Annotated in this window: 18 protein-coding genes; 4 read left to right on the top strand and 14 right to left on the bottom strand. The window is 70.2% G+C overall.

What is annotated here, in order from left to right; translation table 11 throughout:
- Positions 1–26: 26 nt before the first annotated feature.
- Together ACI7BZ_RS11020 and ACI7BZ_RS11015 are read left to right on the top strand one after the other, a co-directional pair.
- Positions 27–563, top strand: a complete 537-nt coding sequence (locus tag ACI7BZ_RS11020) for a hypothetical protein (RefSeq protein WP_414117207.1) — start codon at positions 27–29, stop codon at positions 561–563.
- A gap of 48 nt (positions 564–611) precedes the next feature.
- The gene (locus tag ACI7BZ_RS11015; RefSeq protein ID WP_414117206.1) at positions 612–989 is read left to right on the top strand and encodes a hypothetical protein; all 378 of its coding nucleotides are present in this window, start codon (positions 612–614) and stop codon (positions 987–989) included.
- 70 nt (positions 990–1,059) lie between these two features.
- Here ACI7BZ_RS11015 and ACI7BZ_RS11010 read toward each other — a convergent pair whose 3' ends face one another.
- The 4 genes from ACI7BZ_RS11010 to trxB all read right to left on the bottom strand — a co-directional run bounded on the left by ACI7BZ_RS11010 (position 1,060) and on the right by trxB (position 4,797).
- The gene (locus tag ACI7BZ_RS11010) at positions 1,060–1,761 is read right to left on the bottom strand and encodes a M15 family metallopeptidase (protein ID WP_414117205.1); all 702 of its coding nucleotides are present in this window, start codon (positions 1,759–1,761) and stop codon (positions 1,060–1,062) included.
- A 199-nt stretch (positions 1,762–1,960) separates the two neighbouring features.
- Positions 1,961–2,473 (bottom strand): peptidoglycan-binding domain-containing protein, encoded by a 513-nt coding sequence (locus ACI7BZ_RS11005; protein ID WP_414117204.1) that lies wholly within the window; start codon positions 2,471–2,473, stop codon positions 1,961–1,963.
- A gap of 310 nt (positions 2,474–2,783) precedes the next feature.
- On the bottom strand, positions 2,784–3,674 hold the full coding sequence (locus tag ACI7BZ_RS11000) for a LysR family transcriptional regulator (protein ID WP_414117203.1): 891 nt from the start codon (positions 3,672–3,674) through the stop codon (positions 2,784–2,786).
- Positions 3,675–3,834: 160 nt separating this feature from the next.
- Positions 3,835–4,797, bottom strand: a complete 963-nt coding sequence (trxB, locus tag ACI7BZ_RS10995) for a thioredoxin-disulfide reductase (RefSeq protein ID WP_414117202.1) — start codon at positions 4,795–4,797, stop codon at positions 3,835–3,837.
- Positions 4,798–5,019: 222 nt separating this feature from the next.
- On the opposite strand from trxB, the gene ACI7BZ_RS10990 reads away from it, so the two are divergent.
- On the top strand, positions 5,020–5,505 hold the full coding sequence (locus ACI7BZ_RS10990; RefSeq protein ID WP_414117201.1) for an Lrp/AsnC family transcriptional regulator: 486 nt from the start codon (positions 5,020–5,022) through the stop codon (positions 5,503–5,505).
- A gap of 96 nt (positions 5,506–5,601) precedes the next feature.
- Here the strand turns inward: ACI7BZ_RS10990 and nth are convergent, their stop codons facing one another.
- Positions 5,602–6,339 (bottom strand): endonuclease III, encoded by a 738-nt coding sequence (nth, locus tag ACI7BZ_RS10985; protein ID WP_510803974.1) that lies wholly within the window; start codon positions 6,337–6,339, stop codon positions 5,602–5,604.
- Positions 6,340–6,781: 442 nt separating this feature from the next.
- Between nth and ACI7BZ_RS10980 the strand changes: the two genes are divergently transcribed.
- Positions 6,782–7,321 (top strand): DUF2244 domain-containing protein, encoded by a 540-nt coding sequence (locus ACI7BZ_RS10980; protein WP_414117199.1) that lies wholly within the window; start codon positions 6,782–6,784, stop codon positions 7,319–7,321.
- A 173-nt stretch (positions 7,322–7,494) separates the two neighbouring features.
- Here ACI7BZ_RS10980 and ACI7BZ_RS10975 read toward each other — a convergent pair whose 3' ends face one another.
- From ACI7BZ_RS10975 to tolB, 9 genes are all read right to left on the bottom strand, one after another.
- On the bottom strand, positions 7,495–8,169 hold the full coding sequence (locus ACI7BZ_RS10975) for a ChrR family anti-sigma-E factor (protein ID WP_414117198.1): 675 nt from the start codon (positions 8,167–8,169) through the stop codon (positions 7,495–7,497).
- On the bottom strand, positions 8,166–8,729 hold the full coding sequence (locus tag ACI7BZ_RS10970; RefSeq protein ID WP_414117197.1) for a sigma-70 family RNA polymerase sigma factor: 564 nt from the start codon (positions 8,727–8,729) through the stop codon (positions 8,166–8,168). The genes ACI7BZ_RS10975 and ACI7BZ_RS10970 overlap by 4 nt, the downstream gene beginning before the upstream one ends.
- 251 nt (positions 8,730–8,980) lie before the next feature.
- Entirely contained in the window at positions 8,981–10,018 is a 1,038-nt protein-coding gene (gene trpS / locus ACI7BZ_RS10965; RefSeq protein ID WP_414117196.1) for a tryptophan--tRNA ligase, read from the bottom strand.
- 197 nt (positions 10,019–10,215) lie between these two features.
- The gene (gene murJ, locus ACI7BZ_RS10960; RefSeq protein ID WP_414117195.1) at positions 10,216–11,751 is read right to left on the bottom strand and encodes a murein biosynthesis integral membrane protein MurJ; all 1,536 of its coding nucleotides are present in this window, start codon (positions 11,749–11,751) and stop codon (positions 10,216–10,218) included.
- A gap of 138 nt (positions 11,752–11,889) precedes the next feature.
- Positions 11,890–13,812: an ATP-dependent zinc metalloprotease FtsH gene (gene ftsH, locus ACI7BZ_RS10955; RefSeq protein ID WP_414117194.1), complete on the bottom strand. Its 1,923-nt coding sequence runs from the start codon at positions 13,810–13,812 to the stop codon at positions 11,890–11,892.
- 114 nt (positions 13,813–13,926) lie between these two features.
- Positions 13,927–15,018 carry a tRNA lysidine(34) synthetase TilS gene (gene tilS, locus ACI7BZ_RS10950; protein ID WP_414117193.1) on the bottom strand — a complete coding sequence of 364 codons (1,092 nt, stop codon included), beginning with the start codon at positions 15,016–15,018 and terminating at the stop codon, positions 13,927–13,929.
- Positions 15,005–15,904, bottom strand: coding sequence for a tol-pal system protein YbgF (ybgF, locus tag ACI7BZ_RS10945; RefSeq protein ID WP_414117192.1), 900 nt, complete (start codon positions 15,902–15,904; stop codon positions 15,005–15,007). Before ybgF ends, tilS begins: the two co-directional genes overlap by 14 nt.
- A 205-nt stretch (positions 15,905–16,109) precedes the next feature.
- Positions 16,110–16,601: a peptidoglycan-associated lipoprotein Pal gene (pal, locus tag ACI7BZ_RS10940; RefSeq protein WP_414117191.1), complete on the bottom strand. Its 492-nt coding sequence runs from the start codon at positions 16,599–16,601 to the stop codon at positions 16,110–16,112.
- Between the two features lie 379 nt (positions 16,602–16,980).
- Entirely contained in the window at positions 16,981–18,306 is a 1,326-nt protein-coding gene (gene tolB, locus ACI7BZ_RS10935) for a Tol-Pal system beta propeller repeat protein TolB (protein WP_414117190.1), read from the bottom strand.
- Positions 18,307–18,317: the final 11 nt, after the last annotated feature.

The raw sequence follows: 18,317 nt of genomic DNA, 5'->3' as shown, positions 1-18,317 counted from the left end.
TATGGAAAGCGCCCGTGAGCCCAGCCATGAACCCGCCAGAGACCCCGCCCGGGACCCTGCCAGAGCCCCTGCCCGACGCGACGGCTGCTGGCGATACGCTCGCCGCCTATCTCGCGGGCCTCGATGCGGCGAAGCACGCAGCGGCCGTGGCCGAGACGCGCTTCCGGCAGGAGGCGGCGGCGCAGGCGGAAAAGCTGGCGGGCGCACGTGCCCACGCCTTTCGCCGGGCCGACCTGATGGCCGCCCTCGTCGCCGTCCTGCGCGACGCCGGCAGCCCCGAGATGGCGGTGGCGGCGGCGCAGGTGCTGCTGCGGGCCCGCCTGGGCTGGGACGAGGACAGCCCGGCCCGCACCGAGGTGCTGGCCCGCTTCGCCCCGGTGGCCGTGGCCCTGCACGAGGCGGCGCAGGTTCCCGTGCCCGAGGGCGCGCAGCCGGCCGACCCGTGCGCCGACCCTGCCGGCGCGCTGGCCGCGTTCGAGGCCTGGTATGCACAGACCCGCCCCGGCGCCTTCTGGTATCTCTTCGAGCATTACATGCCCGACACGCCCCTTGTGGACTTCTGATCTTGGACTTCTGAAATTGGACTTCTGAAAGCGCAGGACATCGAGGCCATGGCCGCGTCCACCGATTTCGACCTCTGGCTCGCCGGCACCTTCCGCGCCCATGGCGACTTCACCACCCTGGTGGTGCTGGTGCGCATTGCCGAGCCGGCCCTGACGCCCCTTGCCTCCACCTTCCTCACCGTGGTGGGCGACGAGGTGGGCTGGCCCGATATGGTGGCGCTGCTCTCCGGCTCCGGCCGCCCGTGGGACGGCGCCGCCTTCTTCGCCCAGCTGGATGACGACGGGCCGCTGGACAATGGCGAGGCCCGCGCCCGGCTGCGCGCACTGGAGCAGCGCATCGCCGCCGACCGGCTGGTGATCAATTCCGGTGACTTCTTCGACGCCCGCGGCCGCCGCCTGAAGGTGGAGGAGATTTCCCCGAACTGACCGGGCGAGCGCCCGCCATTGGCTGCGCGTCCCGCAGCGCTCCAACTTGAGGCTGGAGCACGCGCCGGGGCTATTCGATGGGGAAATCGAAATAGGTGTCGGGGAACGGCTCGTTCTTCAGGGTGAAGTGCCACCATTCCTTTTCGAACGGCACGAAGCCGTGACGGGTCATGAGGTCGGCGAGGAACTGGCGGTTGGCCTTCTGCGCCGCCGTCACCTGGTTCGAGCCCGGCCAGGAGCGGGAGCTGAACAGATCGAAGGGCGTGCCCATATCCAGATCGGCGCCGCTGGCGCGGCTGAACAGGGTGAGGTCCAGGGTGGAGCCGCGCGAGTGGCCCGAGCGGGCGGCGATATAGCCTTCCGCAAACAGGTCCTTCTTGTCCATGTCGGGATAGAAGGCGGCCTTGGTGCGCGTATCGGCAAGATCAGCGGCCCAGCGCGCAAAATGCGCCACCGCCCGGGCCGGGCGATAGCAATCGAACAGGCGCAGGCCCAGCCCGCGGGCGCGCGCATCGGCCGCCACGGCGGCCAGCGCCTCGGCGGCGGGGCGGGTGAGGATGCAGCGCGGCGCGCCATAGCCGTCCACCCGGGCGCCGACGAAATTGTCAGTGCCGAAATATCGCACGTCCAGCACTGCGTCCGGCACCAGGGGCGCCACGTCCACGAACACAGCGGGACGATCGGTGCGGGCATCGGCCGCCAGGGGCAGGCCGGCAAGGCTGAGGGCAAGGGCGGCAGGCTTCACGAGCGTGTCCATGAGAAAGCGGCGCATGGCAATGTCCCCACCCCGGCCCGCTTCCCCGCCGGTCCGGCGGGCGAGCGCCGCACTGCCGCCGATGCAGGGGGCTGCCGGCGGCGCGGGCCGGCCTGTGCAGGCATTCCCTTCTTCGGGAACGCCCGCCATCCGTGGCTGTTCCGCACGCAGCCGGGCGGCGCCGGCCCTCACGCCGGGGCCGGCGCTGCCCGCGGCGTCAGGAAAACAGGCCGGTGATGGTCTGCCAGATGCTCTTCTTCGGCGCGGCAGCGGCGCCGGCCTCGGCGGGCTTGGCATCGGCGCTGACGGTGCCGGACTGCGAGGTGGCGATGGCTTCGGGCGAGAACACGCCGGCGAACACCTCGATCTTGGACAAGGTGACGGGGCCGGCCATGCCGTCGGCCTCAAGCCCGTTCTTCTCCTGGAAGGCGGTGACGGCCTTGGCGGTGCCGGCGCCGAACTGGCCGTCGGCGGCGATGCCGAGGGCGGTCTGCAGCTTCTTCACCGCCTCGCCCTTGGTGCCCACGGTGAGCAGGATGAGTTCCGGCAGGCCGAGCGCCATGAAGGTGTCCGGGCCGGCGATGCCGTCCACCGCGAGGCCGTGGTCCTTCTGGTAGGCCTTCAGCGCCTCCTCGGTCGCCGGGCCGAACTGGCCGTCGGCGGCGACACCGAGCTTGGCCTGCAGGATCTTCACCGGCTCGCCCGCGAGCCCACGCTTCAGAATGGCCATTGCATCCCCCTCAGTTCAGAGTCGGAGTTGACGGCCGAGTCATAGGCCGGACCCATGACACATGGATAGGGGAAGCAGGCCCCCAAAAAGAAAAATGCCGGGTCCGTTGCGGGACCCGGCAAGTATCGCCGCAGAGCGGCGAACCTTCCAGAGGGGAACAGCTGATGCACCGCACAAGATGCAATCAGCGCATGACCAAAATGCCCTTCGCTTAGGCATTTTGCAACGCAGGCTGACCGCATATCAGGCATGTGCCCAGCGCCGGGCTGGGCCCCGAAATGCGGATTGGAATACCTCAAGCGGTCATAAATCAGTAGTTCCAGCGCTGCGCCTTGGAAATGAGGAAGTCGCGGAAGACCTGGATGCGCGCCACCGAGCGCATTTCCTGGGCATAGGTGAAATAGGCCTCCAGCTTGGGCGTTTCCCGATCGGTGAACAGCTGCACCAGGGAGGTGGAATCGTCGGAGAGATAATCGGGCAGCGTGCCGATGCCCACGCCCCGCTCCACCGCCCGCTTCAGCCCCAGCACGTTGTTCACCTCGAAGGCGGGAATGCGCGGGGTGGAGCCGTCGCGCCCCGCATGCTCCAGCCAGTTGAGGCCCTGGAAATAGGACGGGATCGGCCCGCCCAAAAGCAGGATGCGGTGCTTGTCCAGCTCGTCCAGGGTGCGCGGGTGGCCGTGGCGCTTGAGATAGTCGGCCGAGGCATAGGCATGGAAATGCACGGTGAACAGCTTGCGCTGCACCAGGTCCGGCTGCACCGGCTGGCGCATGCGGATGGCCACGTCCGCCTCGCGCATGGCCAGGTCCAGCTCCTCGTCGGTGAGGATGAGCTGGATGCGGATGTCGGGGAACAGGTCCACGAACTCCCCCACCCGGGCGGTGAGCCAGTGGGTGCCGAGGCCCATGGTGGTGGTCACCCGCAGGTCGCCGTTCGGCTTTTCCCGGCTGTCGGTCAGCTGGGCGCGGGCCGATTCGAGTTTCAGGAACACCTCGTGGGCGGTGCGGTAGAGCAGCTCGCCCTGCTCGGTGAGGATGAGGCCGCGCGCATGGCGGTGGAACAGGGGAACCTTCAGCTCGGCCTCGAGCGCCGAGACCTGCCGGCTCACCGCCGATTGCGACAGGCCGAGGGTTTCACCTGCATGGGTGAAGGAGCCGGCTTCGGCGGCGACGTGGAAAACCTTAAGCTTGTCCCAATCCATCAGGCCCGAGCCCCTCAAGCGGCACCGGCCAGTGACTGGCCGAGCCTGCGGCACCGTTCAACCGGTTAGACCTCCGATGCCGCGGCAGGCGCATTCCTGCCGGGGCCGGCCCTAACGACTGGCGCTGAAACCGCCCGCACGCCGCGGGCGAAAGGCAGGTCTATTCCGCGGCCCGTGCCACGTGGTGGTGGGCCAGGAAGCGCTCCGCCTCAAGGGCGGCCATGCATCCGCGACCCGCCGCCGTGACCGCCTGACGATACACATCGTCCGCCACGTCGCCTGCCGCAAAGACACCCGGAACCGACGTCGCCGTCGAATCCGGGGCCGTCCACACATAGCCGCTCTCTTTGAGCTTCAACTGGTCTTTCACCAGCTCTGTGGCAGGCGCATGGCCGATGGCGATAAATATGCCGTCAGCGGGTAGCTCGGAGGTCGCGCCGGTGCGCACGTCGCGCAGCACCGCGCAGGTGACCTTGGTGACGGGATCGTCGGTGCCGCGGATCTCGGCCACCTGCGCATGCCACACCACATTCACCTTGGGATTGGCGAACAGGCGCTCCTGCAGGATCTTTTCCGCCCGGAACCCCTCGCGACGATGCACAACGGTGACCTTGGACGCGAAATTGGTGAGGAACAGCGCCTCTTCCACCGCGGTGTTGCCGCCGCCCACCACCACTACCTCCTTGCCGCGATAGAAGAAGCCGTCGCAGGTGGCACAGGCGGAAACGCCGAAGCCGCGATAGGCGGCCTCCGATTCCAGCCCCAGCCAGCGCGCCTGCGCGCCGGTGGCGAGGATCACCACCTCCGCCAGATAGGCCGCGCTCGATTCGGTGGTGACGCGGAACGGGCGGCTGGACAGGTCCAGGCTCGCCACATGGTCGGCGATGATCTTCGTGCCCACATGCTCGGCCTGGGCGCGCATCTGCTCCATGAGCCAGGGCCCCTGGATGGGGTCGGCAAAGCCGGGGTAGTTCTCCACGTCGGTGGTGATGGTGAGCTGGCCGCCGGGCTGGATGCCCTCGAACAGGATCGGCTCCAGCATGGCGCGGGCGGCATAGATGGCTGCGGTGTAGCCCGCCGGCCCGGAGCCGACGATGACGACCTTGACGTTCTGGGCGGTCATGCTGTCCTCAAGAAACCAACGCCGGGCGCAGGACTGCGCAGCGGGCCACGCCGTAGCGCGAGCTATGCCCAAATGTAGGGGCTCCCCCGCACCGCCACAAGGCGCCCCGCCCCCGGCGGGCGCCGCAGATGGCCGCAAGCCGCAGAGCTGCGAAAGATTATTTCGTTGCGTTGCCGCATCCGCTCACTAAGGTGCCGCTTTGCCTGCCCGAAGGAGCCCGCCTTGACCGTTCGCCTCGATGCTGTCGATTGGAAGATCCTCGACGAGCTGCAGCGGGATGGGCGTATCACCAATGTGGAGCTGTCGCGCCGCGTCGGCATCTCCGCGCCGCCCTGCCTGCGCCGCGTGCGGGCGCTGGAGGAGGATGGCATCATCGAGGGCTATCGCGCCCTTCTGGACGAGAAGCGGCTCGGCTACGATCTCATGGCCTTCGCCATGGTGCATCTCATCAGCCAGGCGGAAGCCGACCTCGGCGCCTTCCAGGAGCGCATCGCCCACTGGCCGCTGGTGCGCAGCGCGTGGATGCTCTCCGGCGACGTGGATTTCCTGATGCTGTGCGTCGCGCCAGACCTGCGCACGTTCCAGGCATTCGTGCTGGAAATCACCGCCGCGCCCAACGTGCGCAACGTGAAGACCGCGCTCACCCTGAAGCAGGCCAAGGATGCCCCCGTGGTGCCGCTGGAAGCGGGACTGCCCAAGGGCATCTAGCCGCGGGCCGCTCCAGGGGCATCGCCAATCCGTCTCACTCAATCTGTTAGAGGGCGGCTCACGGAGCAGATTGATTCAATTTGATCGGATCGCGCGTTAGAACTGCTTCTGCGGCCAGCGGCACAGGTCTGCGATGATGCAGCGGCCGCATTCCGGGCGCTGCGCCTTGCAGATGTAGCGGCCGTGCAGGATCAGCCAGTGGTGGGCGTGCAGCTTGAAGCGGTCGGGAATGCGCGCCTCCAGCCCCAGTTCCACCGCCAGCGGCGTCGCCCCGGGGGCAAGGCCGGTGCGGTTGGCGACGCGGAACAGGTGGGTGTCCACGGCAATGGTGGGCACGCCGAAGGCAATGTTCAGCACCACATTGGCGGTCTTGCGGCCCACCCCGGGCAGGGCCTCCAGCGCCGCGCGATCCTGCGGCACCACCCCGGCGTGGCGCTCCAGCAGCAGGCGGGACAGCTCCACCACATTCTTCGCCTTGCCCCGGTAGAGCCCCAGCGTGCGGATGTGGTGCGCCACGCCCGCCTCGCCCAGCGCCACCATGGCGGCGGGGGTGGCGGCGGCAGCAAACAGGCCCTTGGTGGCCTTGTTCACCCCGGTGTCGGTGGCCTGGGCGGAGAGCACCACCGCCACCAGCAAGGTGAAGGCATCGGTGTGGTTCAGCTCGCCCTTGGGCTCGGGGTCCTGCGCCTCGAATCGGGCGAAGGCGTCGGCGATCTCCGCCGCGCTCCACAGGGCCGCGGCGGCGAGCGTGCGGCCATGGGCGGCGGCGGCGGCGTTCGCCACGGCCTTGTTGCGGCGGGCCGGCGACACCGCCGGCGGGGTGGCCTCCGGCAGCGTCCGCCCGGCGGGCGTTTTCGGCCCCTGCGGCTGGCGCGCGGCGGGCCTGGTCGCAGCGGCGGGCGGGGCGGAGACGGGCGCGGCCGAGGGCGTGGCGCCGGCCTTGCGTCCCCGGGGCTTGGGCGCGGGCGCCGGGGGTGGAGCGACCTGCGGCTCCACCTTTGCCCGTCGCGCCTGTGCGGCCTGCGCCTGGACCGGCGGCTCCTTAACCGGCGGCTTGCCCACGGTTCCGGCCGGCAGGCCGGCGGACGCCGGGGGCGGCGGTGAGGCAGATCCGGCGGGCACTTTGGCGCCCCCCTTGCCGCCGGCTGCGCCTTCGGGCCCGGTGGCGGCGGGCGGGGCAGGCGCAGCCGCCCGTTTCGCCGCGGAGGTCCTGCTGGCTCGGGTGGTGTCTGGGGGAGGGGTCCGGCGCGTCATTTTTCCGGTATACTTATTCCTCATGCCCCGTTCCAGCGCACCGGACACCCTGCCCGAAGACGATGGCGGCTTCCCCGAGGAGCCGGTCGTCTATGCGGTGACGCTCGCGCCGCACCGCTCCCTGTCGCGGCGGGGCTTCTTCCTGGTGATGGCGGGCATCGGCGCGGTGAGCTTCGTGACCGGCGCCGTCTTCCTCGCCATGGGGGCCTGGCCCATCTTCGGCTTCTTCGGGCTGGACGTGCTGCTGGTCTACATCGCCTTCCGCGCCAATTTCCGGGCGGCGCGGGCGCGCGAACACATTCTCGTCACCCCGAGCCTGGTGGAGGTGCGGCGCGAGCCGGCCCGCGGCCGGGCCTCCACCGCCCGCCTCAACCCGTTCTGGACCCGCCTGTGGCGCGAGGACGACGACGAGCTGGGCACCCTGGACGTGGCGCTGGTGAGCGGCGCGCGCACGGTGCCGGTGGGCCGCTTCCTCGGCCCCGCCGAAAAGGCCGTGCTGGCCAGCGACCTCACCCGCGCCCTGGCCGCGGTGAAGAAGGGCGTGACGCGGACGACGTTCTGAAGGGAGAACGCTAGAGCACGCGCCGATCAGCTTGCACCGCAAGCTGATCGGATAACGCGTTCTCTATCCTTAAGTGAGAGGGCGATTCACCGATCAAATTGAGTCCAGTTGATCGGATCGCGCTCCGGCTCCCCCCGCCCGCGCCCCCGCGGAACGCCGCTGCCCGCCTGACCTCAGATGAACGGCCGCAGGGCGATGCCCAGAAGGCCGCGAAACCGCAGCCGGCCCTCGAAGGCGGCGATGCAGACGCATTCGGCGTCCGCCTCCACCACCGGCGCGTGCTCCACCGCCCCGTCCGCCTCGGAAAGATCGCCCGGCCCGTAGCGGCCGGCGGCATCGCTGAAGGCGCCGCTGATCACCTGGGTATATTCGATGCCATCGTGGGTGTGATCGGGAATGGTGCGGCCGGGGCCGAGGCGCAGCAGCAGAACATTCGCCTGCGGGTCATCGGGCACATGCACCCGGCCCAGCCGCACCCCCGGCGCCACCGGCCGCAGCGGATCGATGCGGCAGGCGGCAAGCCGCGGCGGCAGGGCGATGCCGGCGGGCAGAACGAGGCCCGGCGGCCAGGCGTGCGCCGGCGCCAGTCCGTGCCGTGGCTCCTGCGCCGCCGGAAGGGGTGATCCGTCGATGCGCGCCAGCGCCTGTTCCAGGGCGCCGGGGTCCATCTGCGCCGGCGCCATGTCCTCCAGCAGCGCCCCGCCCACGGCCTCGAACTGCCGCAGCAGCGCCCGGCAGTGGGGGCAGTCGCCAAGGTGGATATCCACCACCAGCTTCGGCCCCGGCGGCAGCAGGCCGGCCGCATGGCGCAGCAGCGTCTGGGCGCTGGGGTGCAAGGCCGGGTTCATTTCAGGTCTTCCAGCAGCGTGCGCAGCCGGCTGAGCGCCAGGCGCACCCGCGACTTGGCGGTACCCAGGGGAATGCCCAGCTCCTGCGCGATCTGGGAATGGGGCTTCTCCTGGAAGAAGGAGAGGCGGACGATCATCGCCTGTTCCTGCGAGAGCTTGGCGAGCGCGGCCCGCACCCGCGCATCACGCTCCGCAGTGATGAGAATGGTTTCGCCGGAAGTCTCGTCCACCTCTTCCTCCTGCGCCGCGGCGCTGGCGGTATCGCCATAGCGCTCGCGCCGTTTGAGGTCGATGGAGAGGTTGCGGGCGATGGTGAAGATCCAGGTGGAGGCGGCCGCCCGCGACGGATCGAAATAGGCCGCCTTGCGCCACACGGCGAACAGGGTTTCCTGCGCCAGCTCCTCCGCCGCATTGGCCGGCAGCCCGCCGCGGATGAGGAAGGACTTCACCCGCGGCGCGAAATGGCGGAACAGGCGGGCGAAGGCCTGCCTGTCCGCGTGCCGGGCAATGGCGACGATGAGGGCGCTCATGTCCTCGCTTTGGGGCGCAGGCGCGCTCATGCGGCCCCTTTCCGTCCGCGCACGTGGGCGGGGCGGCATTTCGGGCGAAGGGGGCAGGACAAGGGGCTCGGCGACATCCATGCACTCGATACGATACGCGAGCGCGGCCGGATGACGACGTTTCCCGGCCTGATGCCGATCGACCCCGCCGCCCCGCGCCCGGCAACCTTAGCGGAGGGCGAAGCGGGGCTCCACAAACGTCACCGTGACCTTGGGGCACGCCCCGCCTCGCGCCGAGCGAAGCGGAAAGCTCAGCCCCGCACCATGCCCACGATATCCTTCACCTGCCGGATGGTCTCGTCCGCAATGGCCCGCGCCCGCCCGGCGCCGTCGATGAGGATGGCGTCGATGGCGGCAGGGTCGGCCATGAGCCGCTGCATCTCCCCGCCGATGGGGCCGAGCTTGTCCACCGCCAGGTCCACCAGCGCCCCCTTGAAGGCGGAAAACTGGGCGCCGCCATACTCGCGCAGCACGTCGGCCTTGGTCCGGTCCGACAAGGCGGCGAAGATTCCCACGAGGTTGTCGGCTTCGGGGCGAAGCTTCAGCCCCTCCTCCTCGCCCGGCAGCGGCTCGGGGTCGGTCTTGGCCTTGCGCACCTTGGAGGCGATGGCGTCCGCATCGTCGGTGAGGTTGATGCGAGAGAAGTCGGAGGCGTCGGACTTCGACATCTTCTTCGCCCCGTCGCGCAGGCTCATGACGCGGGTGGCGGGGCCGGCGATGAGCGGCTCGGTGAGCGGGAAATAGCCCTCCCCATGCCCGTTGGCGGCGATGGAGGGGGCGAAATCCGTGTTGAATTTCTGCGCGATATCCCGGGTCAGCTCCAGATGCTGCTTCTGGTCCTCCCCCACCGGAACATGGGTGGCGCGGTAGAGCAGGATGTCGGCGGCCATGAGATTGGGATAGGCGAACAGGCCGACCGAGACGTTCTCGCGATCCTTCCCCGCCTTTTCCTTGAACTGCGTCATACGGTTAAGCCAGCCCATGCGGGCCACGCAATTGAAGATCCAGGCCAGCTCCGCATGGCCGGAGACCTGGCTCTGGTTGAATACGATGTGCGCCTTGGGGTCGATGCCGCAGGCGATGAAGGCGGCGGTGACCTCGCGGGTGTGCCGGCGCAGCTCCTCCGGGTCCTGCCATACGGTGATGGCATGCAGGTCCACCACGCAATACAGGCAGTCGTGGCTGTTCTGCAGCTCCACGAAGCGCTTGATGGCGCCCAGATAATTGCCGAGGTGCAGGTTGCCCGTGGGCTGCACGCCGGAGAAAACGCGTTCCGCGACCGCCGCCATGGCGACCTCCTCAAGGGCGGCTGTGCGCCCGACAGACATGAACCGCCCGCCCCCGGCGCGCCGTGCCGCCGCAGCATCGAACCCAGGCGGACAGGAAGCGCACGCCAACGGGGCGCAAGGCGATGGGCCGCGTATTGCCACCCCCCGCCGGGCGGCGCAAGTGCGCCCCTCCGCCCCTCCGCCCCTCCGCCCCCGCCTCAGCCGCCCGCCCCCGCCCCCGCCAGCCGCGGCAGCAGCGCCTTGAGCGCCAGGGCGGCCCCGCCATAGACGAGAACGCCGGCCCCGACGAGCGCGCAAAGGCGCACCGCAGCAGCCGCCATGCCCTGCGGCACCGGCCACAGGGCGGAAAGCCCCGCCACCGCCGCGCCCATCATCAGGCTGGCCACCAGGAGCCCCGCCGCGGAGCCGAGGACCGGGCCCGAGAGCCGCAGCGCCCCGCGCCGCGCCAGCAGCGCGCCGAGGCCGAGGATGGAGCCCATGGCGGAGAGCGCCACCGCCACCGCCGCCGGCGCCGCGCCGCCGGTGCGGGCGAGCAGCAGCGCGGCGGCGAGGCAGAGCGCCAGCGAGGCCAATGCGATGCGCTCCGCCGCCTTCACCTCTCCGGCCGCCGCGGCGGTGGCGGAGAGGATGCGTTCCAGCCCTTGCGCCGGCAGGGACAAGGCCAGCACGGCCAGCAGCGCGCTGGTGAGCCGCGCGTCCTGTTCATCGAAACTGCCGCGCTGGAACAGGGTGACGACAATGGGCTGCGCCAGCACCGCCAGCCCCACCGCCGCCGGCAAGGCGAAGGCCAGGGCCGCGAGGACGGCGCGGCCCGCCGCCTCCGGCGCATCCCCGGCGCGGCTCCGCTTCAGCAGGGCAGGCACCAGAATCGCACCGGCGCTTGCCCCCACAAGGCCCAGGGGCAGGTCCATGAGCCGCTGGGCATAATTGAGCGCCGCCACGGCGCCCGGGCTCACCGACACCACGGCGGCGACCATGAGGAGGCGGAACTGGCTGAGCCCGGCGAACAGCAGCGCCGGCGCGGCCGCGCGCATCACCCCCGCCGCCGCGCGCCAGGGCAGGCCGGCGCGCTCGAAGCGGGGCACCGCGCCACACCGGCGGGCGGCAAGCATCATCAGGGCGAGCTGCGCCACACCAGCTGCCACCGTGGCGGCGGCGATGGCGAAGGCGGCCGCATCGCTCGCCACCAGGCCGCGTGCCAGCAGCACGGCAATGACCGCAAGCACCGTGATGTTGGCCACCACCGGGGCAAGGGCCGGGAGCAGCACCCGGTGGGCCCCGTTGGCGATGCCGCCGAAGATGGCGGCAAGCCCGGCGAGGGGCAGATAGAGGATGGCCACGCGCCCGCACCATATGGCCACTTCCGCGCGCTGGCCGTCCGGCGCGAAGCCCGGCGCCAAAAGGCCGATGACCTGCGGCATGAAGACCGCGCCGGCGAGCGAAAACGACAGGAGCGCACCGGACAGGAGCAGGAGGGTCGCGCCGGCGAGGCGGCGAGGGGCGCCGGCCGCCGCAGCTTCCGCCCGCGCCAGGGCGGGAATGAAGGCGAGGTTGAAGGCCCCCTCCGCCAGCAGCCGCCGGGCCAGCAGCGGCAAAGCGAGCGCCGCCACCAGGGCATCCGCCACCGGCCCGGCGCCGAGCACCGCGGCCGTGGCGGCATCGCGCACGAAGCCGAGCACGCGGGAGGCGAGGGTTGCCGCCGAGACGATGGAGGTGCGGGCGAGAAGGGACATGGGCTGCCTATGCCCCGGCGCGGCGCGGCTGTCGATACGCCGCGCTGCGTCACCCGCCACGGGAGCGGGCGCGAAGGCCGGCGCAAAAAGAAAACGCCCGCTTGCGCGGGCGTTTCCTCATCTGCCTTGCCGCGCCCCTCAGGCCTGGGGCTGGGGCTCGATGGAACCGCCCGCGCCGCCGGGGCGGGGGCGCTTGGTGGTGGGGATGGCAGAGCCGCGCGGGTTGGCAGGCTCAAGCACGCTCTCCCGGTTCGGTTCCTTTCCGTCGAGCAGGTCGATGATCTCGTCGCCCGAGAGGGTCTCATATTCGAGCAACCCGCGGGCAAGTGTCTCGAGCTGATCCTGCTTTTCGGTCAGGATGCGCCGCGCTTCCTCGCATCCCTCATTCACCAGCCGGCGCACCTCGTTGTCGATGGTCTGCGCAGTGGCTTCAGACACGTTCTGGTGCCGCTGCATGGACATTCCAAGAAACACCTCGTCTTGGTTGTCACCATAGGCCACGGTGCCCAGCTCCGGCGAGAACCCGAGCTGCGTAACCATTGCGCGGGCAAGCTTGGTCGCCTGCTGGATGTCCGAGGCAGCCCCAGACGTCACCTTGTTGGGTCCAAACACCAACTCTTCGGCAATTCGTCCAGCCATGACGATCGCAAGGCGGGCGGTCATCCACTCCAGAGGAACGGAAATCCGGTCCCCTACCGGAAGCTGCATGACCAATCCCAACGCACGCCCACGCGGAATGATCGTCGCTTTATGCACAGGATCGGTACCGGGTACGCTCAGTGCGACAATCGCGTGTCCCGCCTCATGATAGGCGGTGAGCATCTTCTCTTCCTCCGTCATCACCATCGAGCGGCGCTCGGCGCCCATCATCACCTTGTCCTTGGCTTCCTCGAACTCGGACATGGTGACCATGCGCTTGTTGCGCCGGGCGGCCATCAGCGCCGCCTCGTTGCAGAGGTTGGCGAGGTCCGCGCCGGAGAAGCCGGGGGTGCCGCGGGCGATCACCTTCAGGTTCACGTCGGGGGCGACCGGGATCTTGCGGGCGTGCACCTTCAGGATCTGCTCGCGGCCCACCACGTCCGGGTTGGGCACGACCACCTGGCGGTCGAAGCGGCCGGGACGCAGCAGCGCTGGGTCGAGCACGTCGGGACGGTTGGTGGCGGCGATGAGGATGATGCCCTCGTTCGCCTCGAAGCCGTCCATCTCCACCAGCAGCTGGTTGAGGGTCTGCTCGCGCTCGTCATTGCCGCCGCCGAGGCCGGCGCCGCGGTGGCGGCCCACCGCGTCGATCTCGTCGATGAAGATGATGCAAGGCGCGTTCTTCTTCGCCTGCTCGAACATGTCGCGCACGCGGCTCGCGCCGACGCCCACGAACATCTCCACGAAGTCGGAGCCGGAGATGGTGAAGAACGGCACGTTGGCCTCGCCGGCGATGGCGCGGGCCAGCAGCGTCTTGCCGGTGCCGGGCGGGCCCACCAGCAGCACGCCGCGGGGAATGCGCCCGCCGAGGCGCTGGAACTTCTGCGGATCGCGCAGGAATTCCACGATCTCGGTGAGATCGCTCTTAGCCTCGTCGATGCCGGCCACGTCGTCGAAGGTGACGCGCCCGTGCGCCTCGGTGAGCAGCTTGGCGCGGCTCTTGCCGAAGCCCATGGCCTTGCCGCCGGCGCCCTGCATCTGGCGTGAGACGAAGAGATAGATGCCAATCATGGCGATGAACGGGAGCCAGGAAACCAGCAGGCTCACGAACCACGGAACGGTGTCCGAAGGCGGGCGCGCGGTGATCTGCACGTTCTTGCCATAGAGCCGCTGCACCAGCGACGGGTCGTTGGGCGCATAGGTCTGGAAGTTGCCGGGGCGATCCGAATAGGTGCCGGTTATGTTCGGCCCCTCGATCACGACCTCGCGCACCTTGCCGGCGTCCACATCGTTGAGAAGCTGCGAGAAGGAGATCTCGTTGGCGTTCGTGCGCTGGCCCGGGCTGTTGAACAGCGAGAACAGCGCCAGCAGCAGCAGGACGATGATCACCCAAAGGGCGAAATTGCGTAGATTGGTGTTCATTGAACCCTCTTGGGGACAGACCGGAACGCCGTCACGACACGCTTCCCAAAGGGAAGGAATAGCTCCGCCCTCGGCTGTCGTCGACAGGAACTCCCGCACCGTCCAGCCCCTAATCTAGGAGCGAGGCCGCTCCTTGCCAAGGACACCGGCCTGCGGACCGCCTGAATTTACCGCAAATGCACGCGTTTCACGCCGCGGTGGTGCAGTCTCTACGGTGAGCATCCCGTTTCGGACCGTCACGAGCGCCCCCGCGAGGGTGCGACGAAATGGAGCAGGGGCACGCCCTGCCGCGCCCTTCAGGGCCTCCAGCAGCGCTTCCAGCTTGGCCAGTTCCACCGGCCCTTCGGAGCCGACGGCGGCAACTGCGCGGCCCAGGAGCCGCAGGGCGATCTCCTCCGGCAGCGCGCCAAAGCCCTCAAGGTCCAGCGTAACGGGCTTCCCCGAAGCCTCCGGCGCGCGGCCAAGGCGTGCCGCGGCCGTGTCGGTGGCCGCCTCCAGCGCCGCGTCGGCCCGCGCCATGCGGCGGGCAAGGCGGGCCAGGCGGCCGGCGTCGAGCCCCTCGACCGCAAGCGCCGGGGCCAGCGCCCGCAGCCGGGGGCGGGCGAAGCGCGCATCCTGGTTGCTGGGGTCCTGCACGAAGGTGATGCCGTCCCGCTGCAGCGTCGCGACCAGCCGCGCCTTCGGCACCGCCAGGAACGGCCGCAGCAACACCAGCCCGTCGCGCACGCTCGCGCCCTGCATGCCGGCAAGCCCCGACAGGCCCGAGCCGCGGGCGAGGCGGAACAGCACCGTCTCCGCCTGGTCGTCCAGGGTGTGCGCCAGGGCAAGGGCGGTGGCGCCGGTCTCCCGCGCCGCCGCGGCAAGCAGGCCATAGCGGGCGTCGCGCGCCGCTTCCTGGATGCCGCGCTCCGGCTTCGCGCCGCTCCAGGCGAGGGTATGGTGGGGAATGCGCAGCCGGCTCGCGGCATGGCCCACCGCCTCGGCCTCGCCGGTGGAGGCGGCCCGCAGGCCATGGTCCACGGTGGCGGCGAACAGGGCCGGACCGTCGGCCCGCAGGGCGCGCCAGCGCGCGGCGAGATGCAGCAGCGCGGTGGAATCAGGCCCGCCGGACACGGCGATCAGGATGCACGGATGGTGGAGGAAACCGGCGAACAGCCCGGCCAGCTCGCCTTCGGCGATGGGTTCTGTCCCGTCAGCAGCCGACACGCTTCTGCTCCCGCTCCACCGCCTGCCGGATGGAGGAGGAGGCGCGCGGATACTTGCGGTCCACCTCGAGGAAGGTGGCGCAGGCGGTCTCGCGCTCGCCGATGCCGGCCAGCGACTGGCCGAGGCGCAGCAGCGCCTCCGGGGCGCGGGTGGAATTGGGATATTTGGTGGACACCTCCAGGAAGGAGGCGGCGGCGTCCGAATAGGCCTGCCGCAGGAACAGGCTCTCGCCCAGCATGAAGGTGGCGTCGGGGATGATGCGGTCGCCGGCATGGGCCTGGATGATCTGGCGGAAGGTCTGCTCCGCGCCTGCATAGTCCTGGCGCTGGATCTGCGCCTGGCCGGCGTCGTAAAGGTCGCGCACCGACGCGCCCGGCCCCGGCAGCGCGGCCACCTGCGGGCCCGCGGCGCCGGCCCGCGGCGGCACGGCGCCGGTGCCGACCGGGGCGGTGCCGAGGATTTGCGGCGCACCCGGCGCCGTGGGGTCCATGTTGGGGTCGAAGGCATCGGAACGCTTGCCCGGCGTGGCGGGCGCCGCCGGCGTCCGGCCGGCGGGCGGCACGGTGGCGCCGGGCGCCGGGCCGGGAGCAGCCGCCGGCGTGCGCACGCCGCCGCCAGCTTCCTCCAGCCGCCGCACCTGGGCTTCAAGCTGCTGATTGCGGAACTGCAGCTGCTCCACCTGGCCGGTGAGCTGGCGCAGGGTGGATTCCAGCCGCTCCATGCGCGCCACGATCTCCGCATCGTCGCGGCCGGGCTCCTGCTGGGCCGGCGCCGGCGGCTTGAAGATGTTGCCGAACAGCCCTCCGTCCGCCTGGGCGGCCGCCGGCACGCTGGCGGCGCACAATGCAAGGGCGAGGAAACCCACCAGAGGCAGACGGATCATCATGGTCTGGACTTGCCGCTCGAAGATTGGGGGACGTGCGCCATAGTGCGCGGTGCGAGGAACATAAGGCACGGATCGCGTCCAAAGTGTGACTCGGCAAGGGTTTGCCGGCGCACCTCGCGGCCTGCCCAAGGCCCGTTCACGCGAAAGGGCCGGTGGCCGCAGGCGGCACCGGCCCTTTTCGTCGCAAGCTCGGGGCAGGCGGCAGTCAGGCGCCGCCGGCGTTCAGGACGGTGACCGCGCGCCGGTTCTGCGACCAGCAGGAGATGTCGTTGCACACCGCCACCGGGCGCTCCTTGCCGTAGGAGATGGTGCGCATGCGGGCCGGGTCGATGCCGCGGGCGGTCAGGTAGTCGCGCACCGACTGGGCGCGGCGGGCACCGAGGGCGATATTGTATTCGCGGGTGCCGCGCTCGTCCGCATGGCCTTCGATGGTGAAGGTATAGCGGTTGTACTGCTGCAGCCACTGGGCCTGGCGATCGAGGGTCGCGCGGGCCTGGGGGGTGAGGTCGGTCTGGTCGCTTTCGAAGAACACCCGGTCGCCGACCGCCACCACGAATTCCTGCGGCGAGCCGGGAGGACCACCCGCGCCGCCGACACCGGCATTCTGGTTGGGGTTGTTGGCGCAGGCGGCGAGCGCGAGCGCGAAACCGAACAGCGCCGCGAACCGGAAGCCGCGAGCAACCTTGAGGAAACGCATTCCGGTATCTCCCTTCTCAACGCTGGACCGGAGGCTTTCGTCTAGCAGCCGTCCGGTTAAGCGAACGTTCCGTGACAGGCCGCAGGCCCCGGTGGAGGGCCGAAAACCGGCGGCGCGGACCAACTCCCGCGTGCCATGGTTTCCGAGCCGTTATTCCCGATGCCCCGTCCTGGCGCACGCCGCCGCAATCCCGAACCGGAGGGCGGGAGCGTCCTTGCCATTCATGGGGGCCGCAGGCGCGGGCGCGCCGCGCCATCCGGTGCCGTCTTCACTGATGCCGCTCCGTGGCGTCATCATGGCGAGGGGATGGAAGCCGGAAGGCAGAACGAGAGGCGAACGAACCGTTGCAATCGGGCAACAGCCGCCGGGCGCCCTCCCCTCACGAGCGCAGCGGCGACCAGGCGGGATCGGAGGCGTAGCTGGGGGTGGGCAGGCGCTGCTCGTTGTAGCCGGTCACGTCCACCGTATAGAGCGACGGGCCGGCGGCGCCGCCGGGATCGCGGAAGAACATGATGACGCGGCCGTTGGGGGCGAAGGTCGGCCCCTCGTTGTGATAGCCCTCGGTGAGCACCCGCTCGCCCGAACCGTCGGTGCGCATGATGCCGATGGCGAAGCGGCCTTCCGCCTGACGGGTAAAGGCGATCCAGTCGCCCCGCGGCGACCACACCGGCGTCGAATAGCGGGCGTTGCCGAAGGAGATGCGCTTGGCGCCGGAGCCGTCCGCATTCATCACATAGATCTGCGAGGTGCCGCCGCGGTCGCTCTCGAAGCAGATCTGCCGCCCGTCGGGCGAATAGCACGGGGCGGTGTCGATGGCCGCGGTGTCGGTGAGCCGCGAGATGGCGCGCGAGCGCAGGTCCATGACGAAGATGTTGGAATTGCCGCCCTGCTGCAGGCTCATGATCACCCGCTGCCCGTCCGGGGCGAAGCGCGGCGAGAAGCTCATGCCGGGGAAATTGCCCACCACCTCGCGCTGGCCGGTCTCGATATTGAGCAGGAACACCTTCGGGTCCGCCTGCCCGTAGGACATGTAGGTGATTTCCTGGCTGGTGGGCGAGAAGCGCGGGGTCAGCACCAGCGAATCGCCGCGGGTGAGGTAGCTCACATTGGCGCCGTCCTGGTCCATGATGGCGAGGCGCTTGATGCGGCGCTCCTTCGCGCCGCTCTCGTCCACGAACACGATGCGGGTGTCGAAATAGCCCTTCTCGCCGGTGAGCCGCTCATAGATGGCATCGGCGATGATGTGGGCAATGCGCCGCCAGTTCTCCGGCTGGGCCACGAACTGCTGGCCGGCCAGCTGCTGGCCCGCCACCACGTCCCACAGGCGGAACACCACCTGGAAGCGCCCGTCCGACTGGCGGGTGACGCGGCCGGTGACGAGGCCCTGGGCGTTGATGACGCGCCAGTCCTGGAAGCGGGGCGTGTCCGGGTTGGAGATCTGCTCCACGAACGCCTTCGGGTCGATGGGGGCGAACAGGCCGGAGCGCCTGAGGTCCGCCGTGATGACGCCGGAGATGTTGCGCCCCATGTCCGTCTCGCCGACGAGGTCGGTGATGGCGATGGGGATCGGCTTCGGCGCGCCGGCGCGCAGATCCAGGTCCAGCGCCGCACGGGCGGGCGAGGCGAGGCCGGCGAGGCAGACTGCGGCGCCCGAGGCGAGGAAGCGGCGGCGCTCGGGGCTGAAGGGCATCGCGGGCGGGATCATTTTTCCTCTCT

It is taken from the genome of Xanthobacter sp. AM11 (genome assembly GCF_047444035.1).
In the GTDB taxonomy this organism is placed as follows: domain Bacteria; phylum Pseudomonadota; class Alphaproteobacteria; order Rhizobiales; family Xanthobacteraceae; genus Xanthobacter.
The sequence above is the reverse complement of the archived record's forward strand: the minus strand, read 5'-3'. Positions and strand labels throughout refer to the sequence as shown.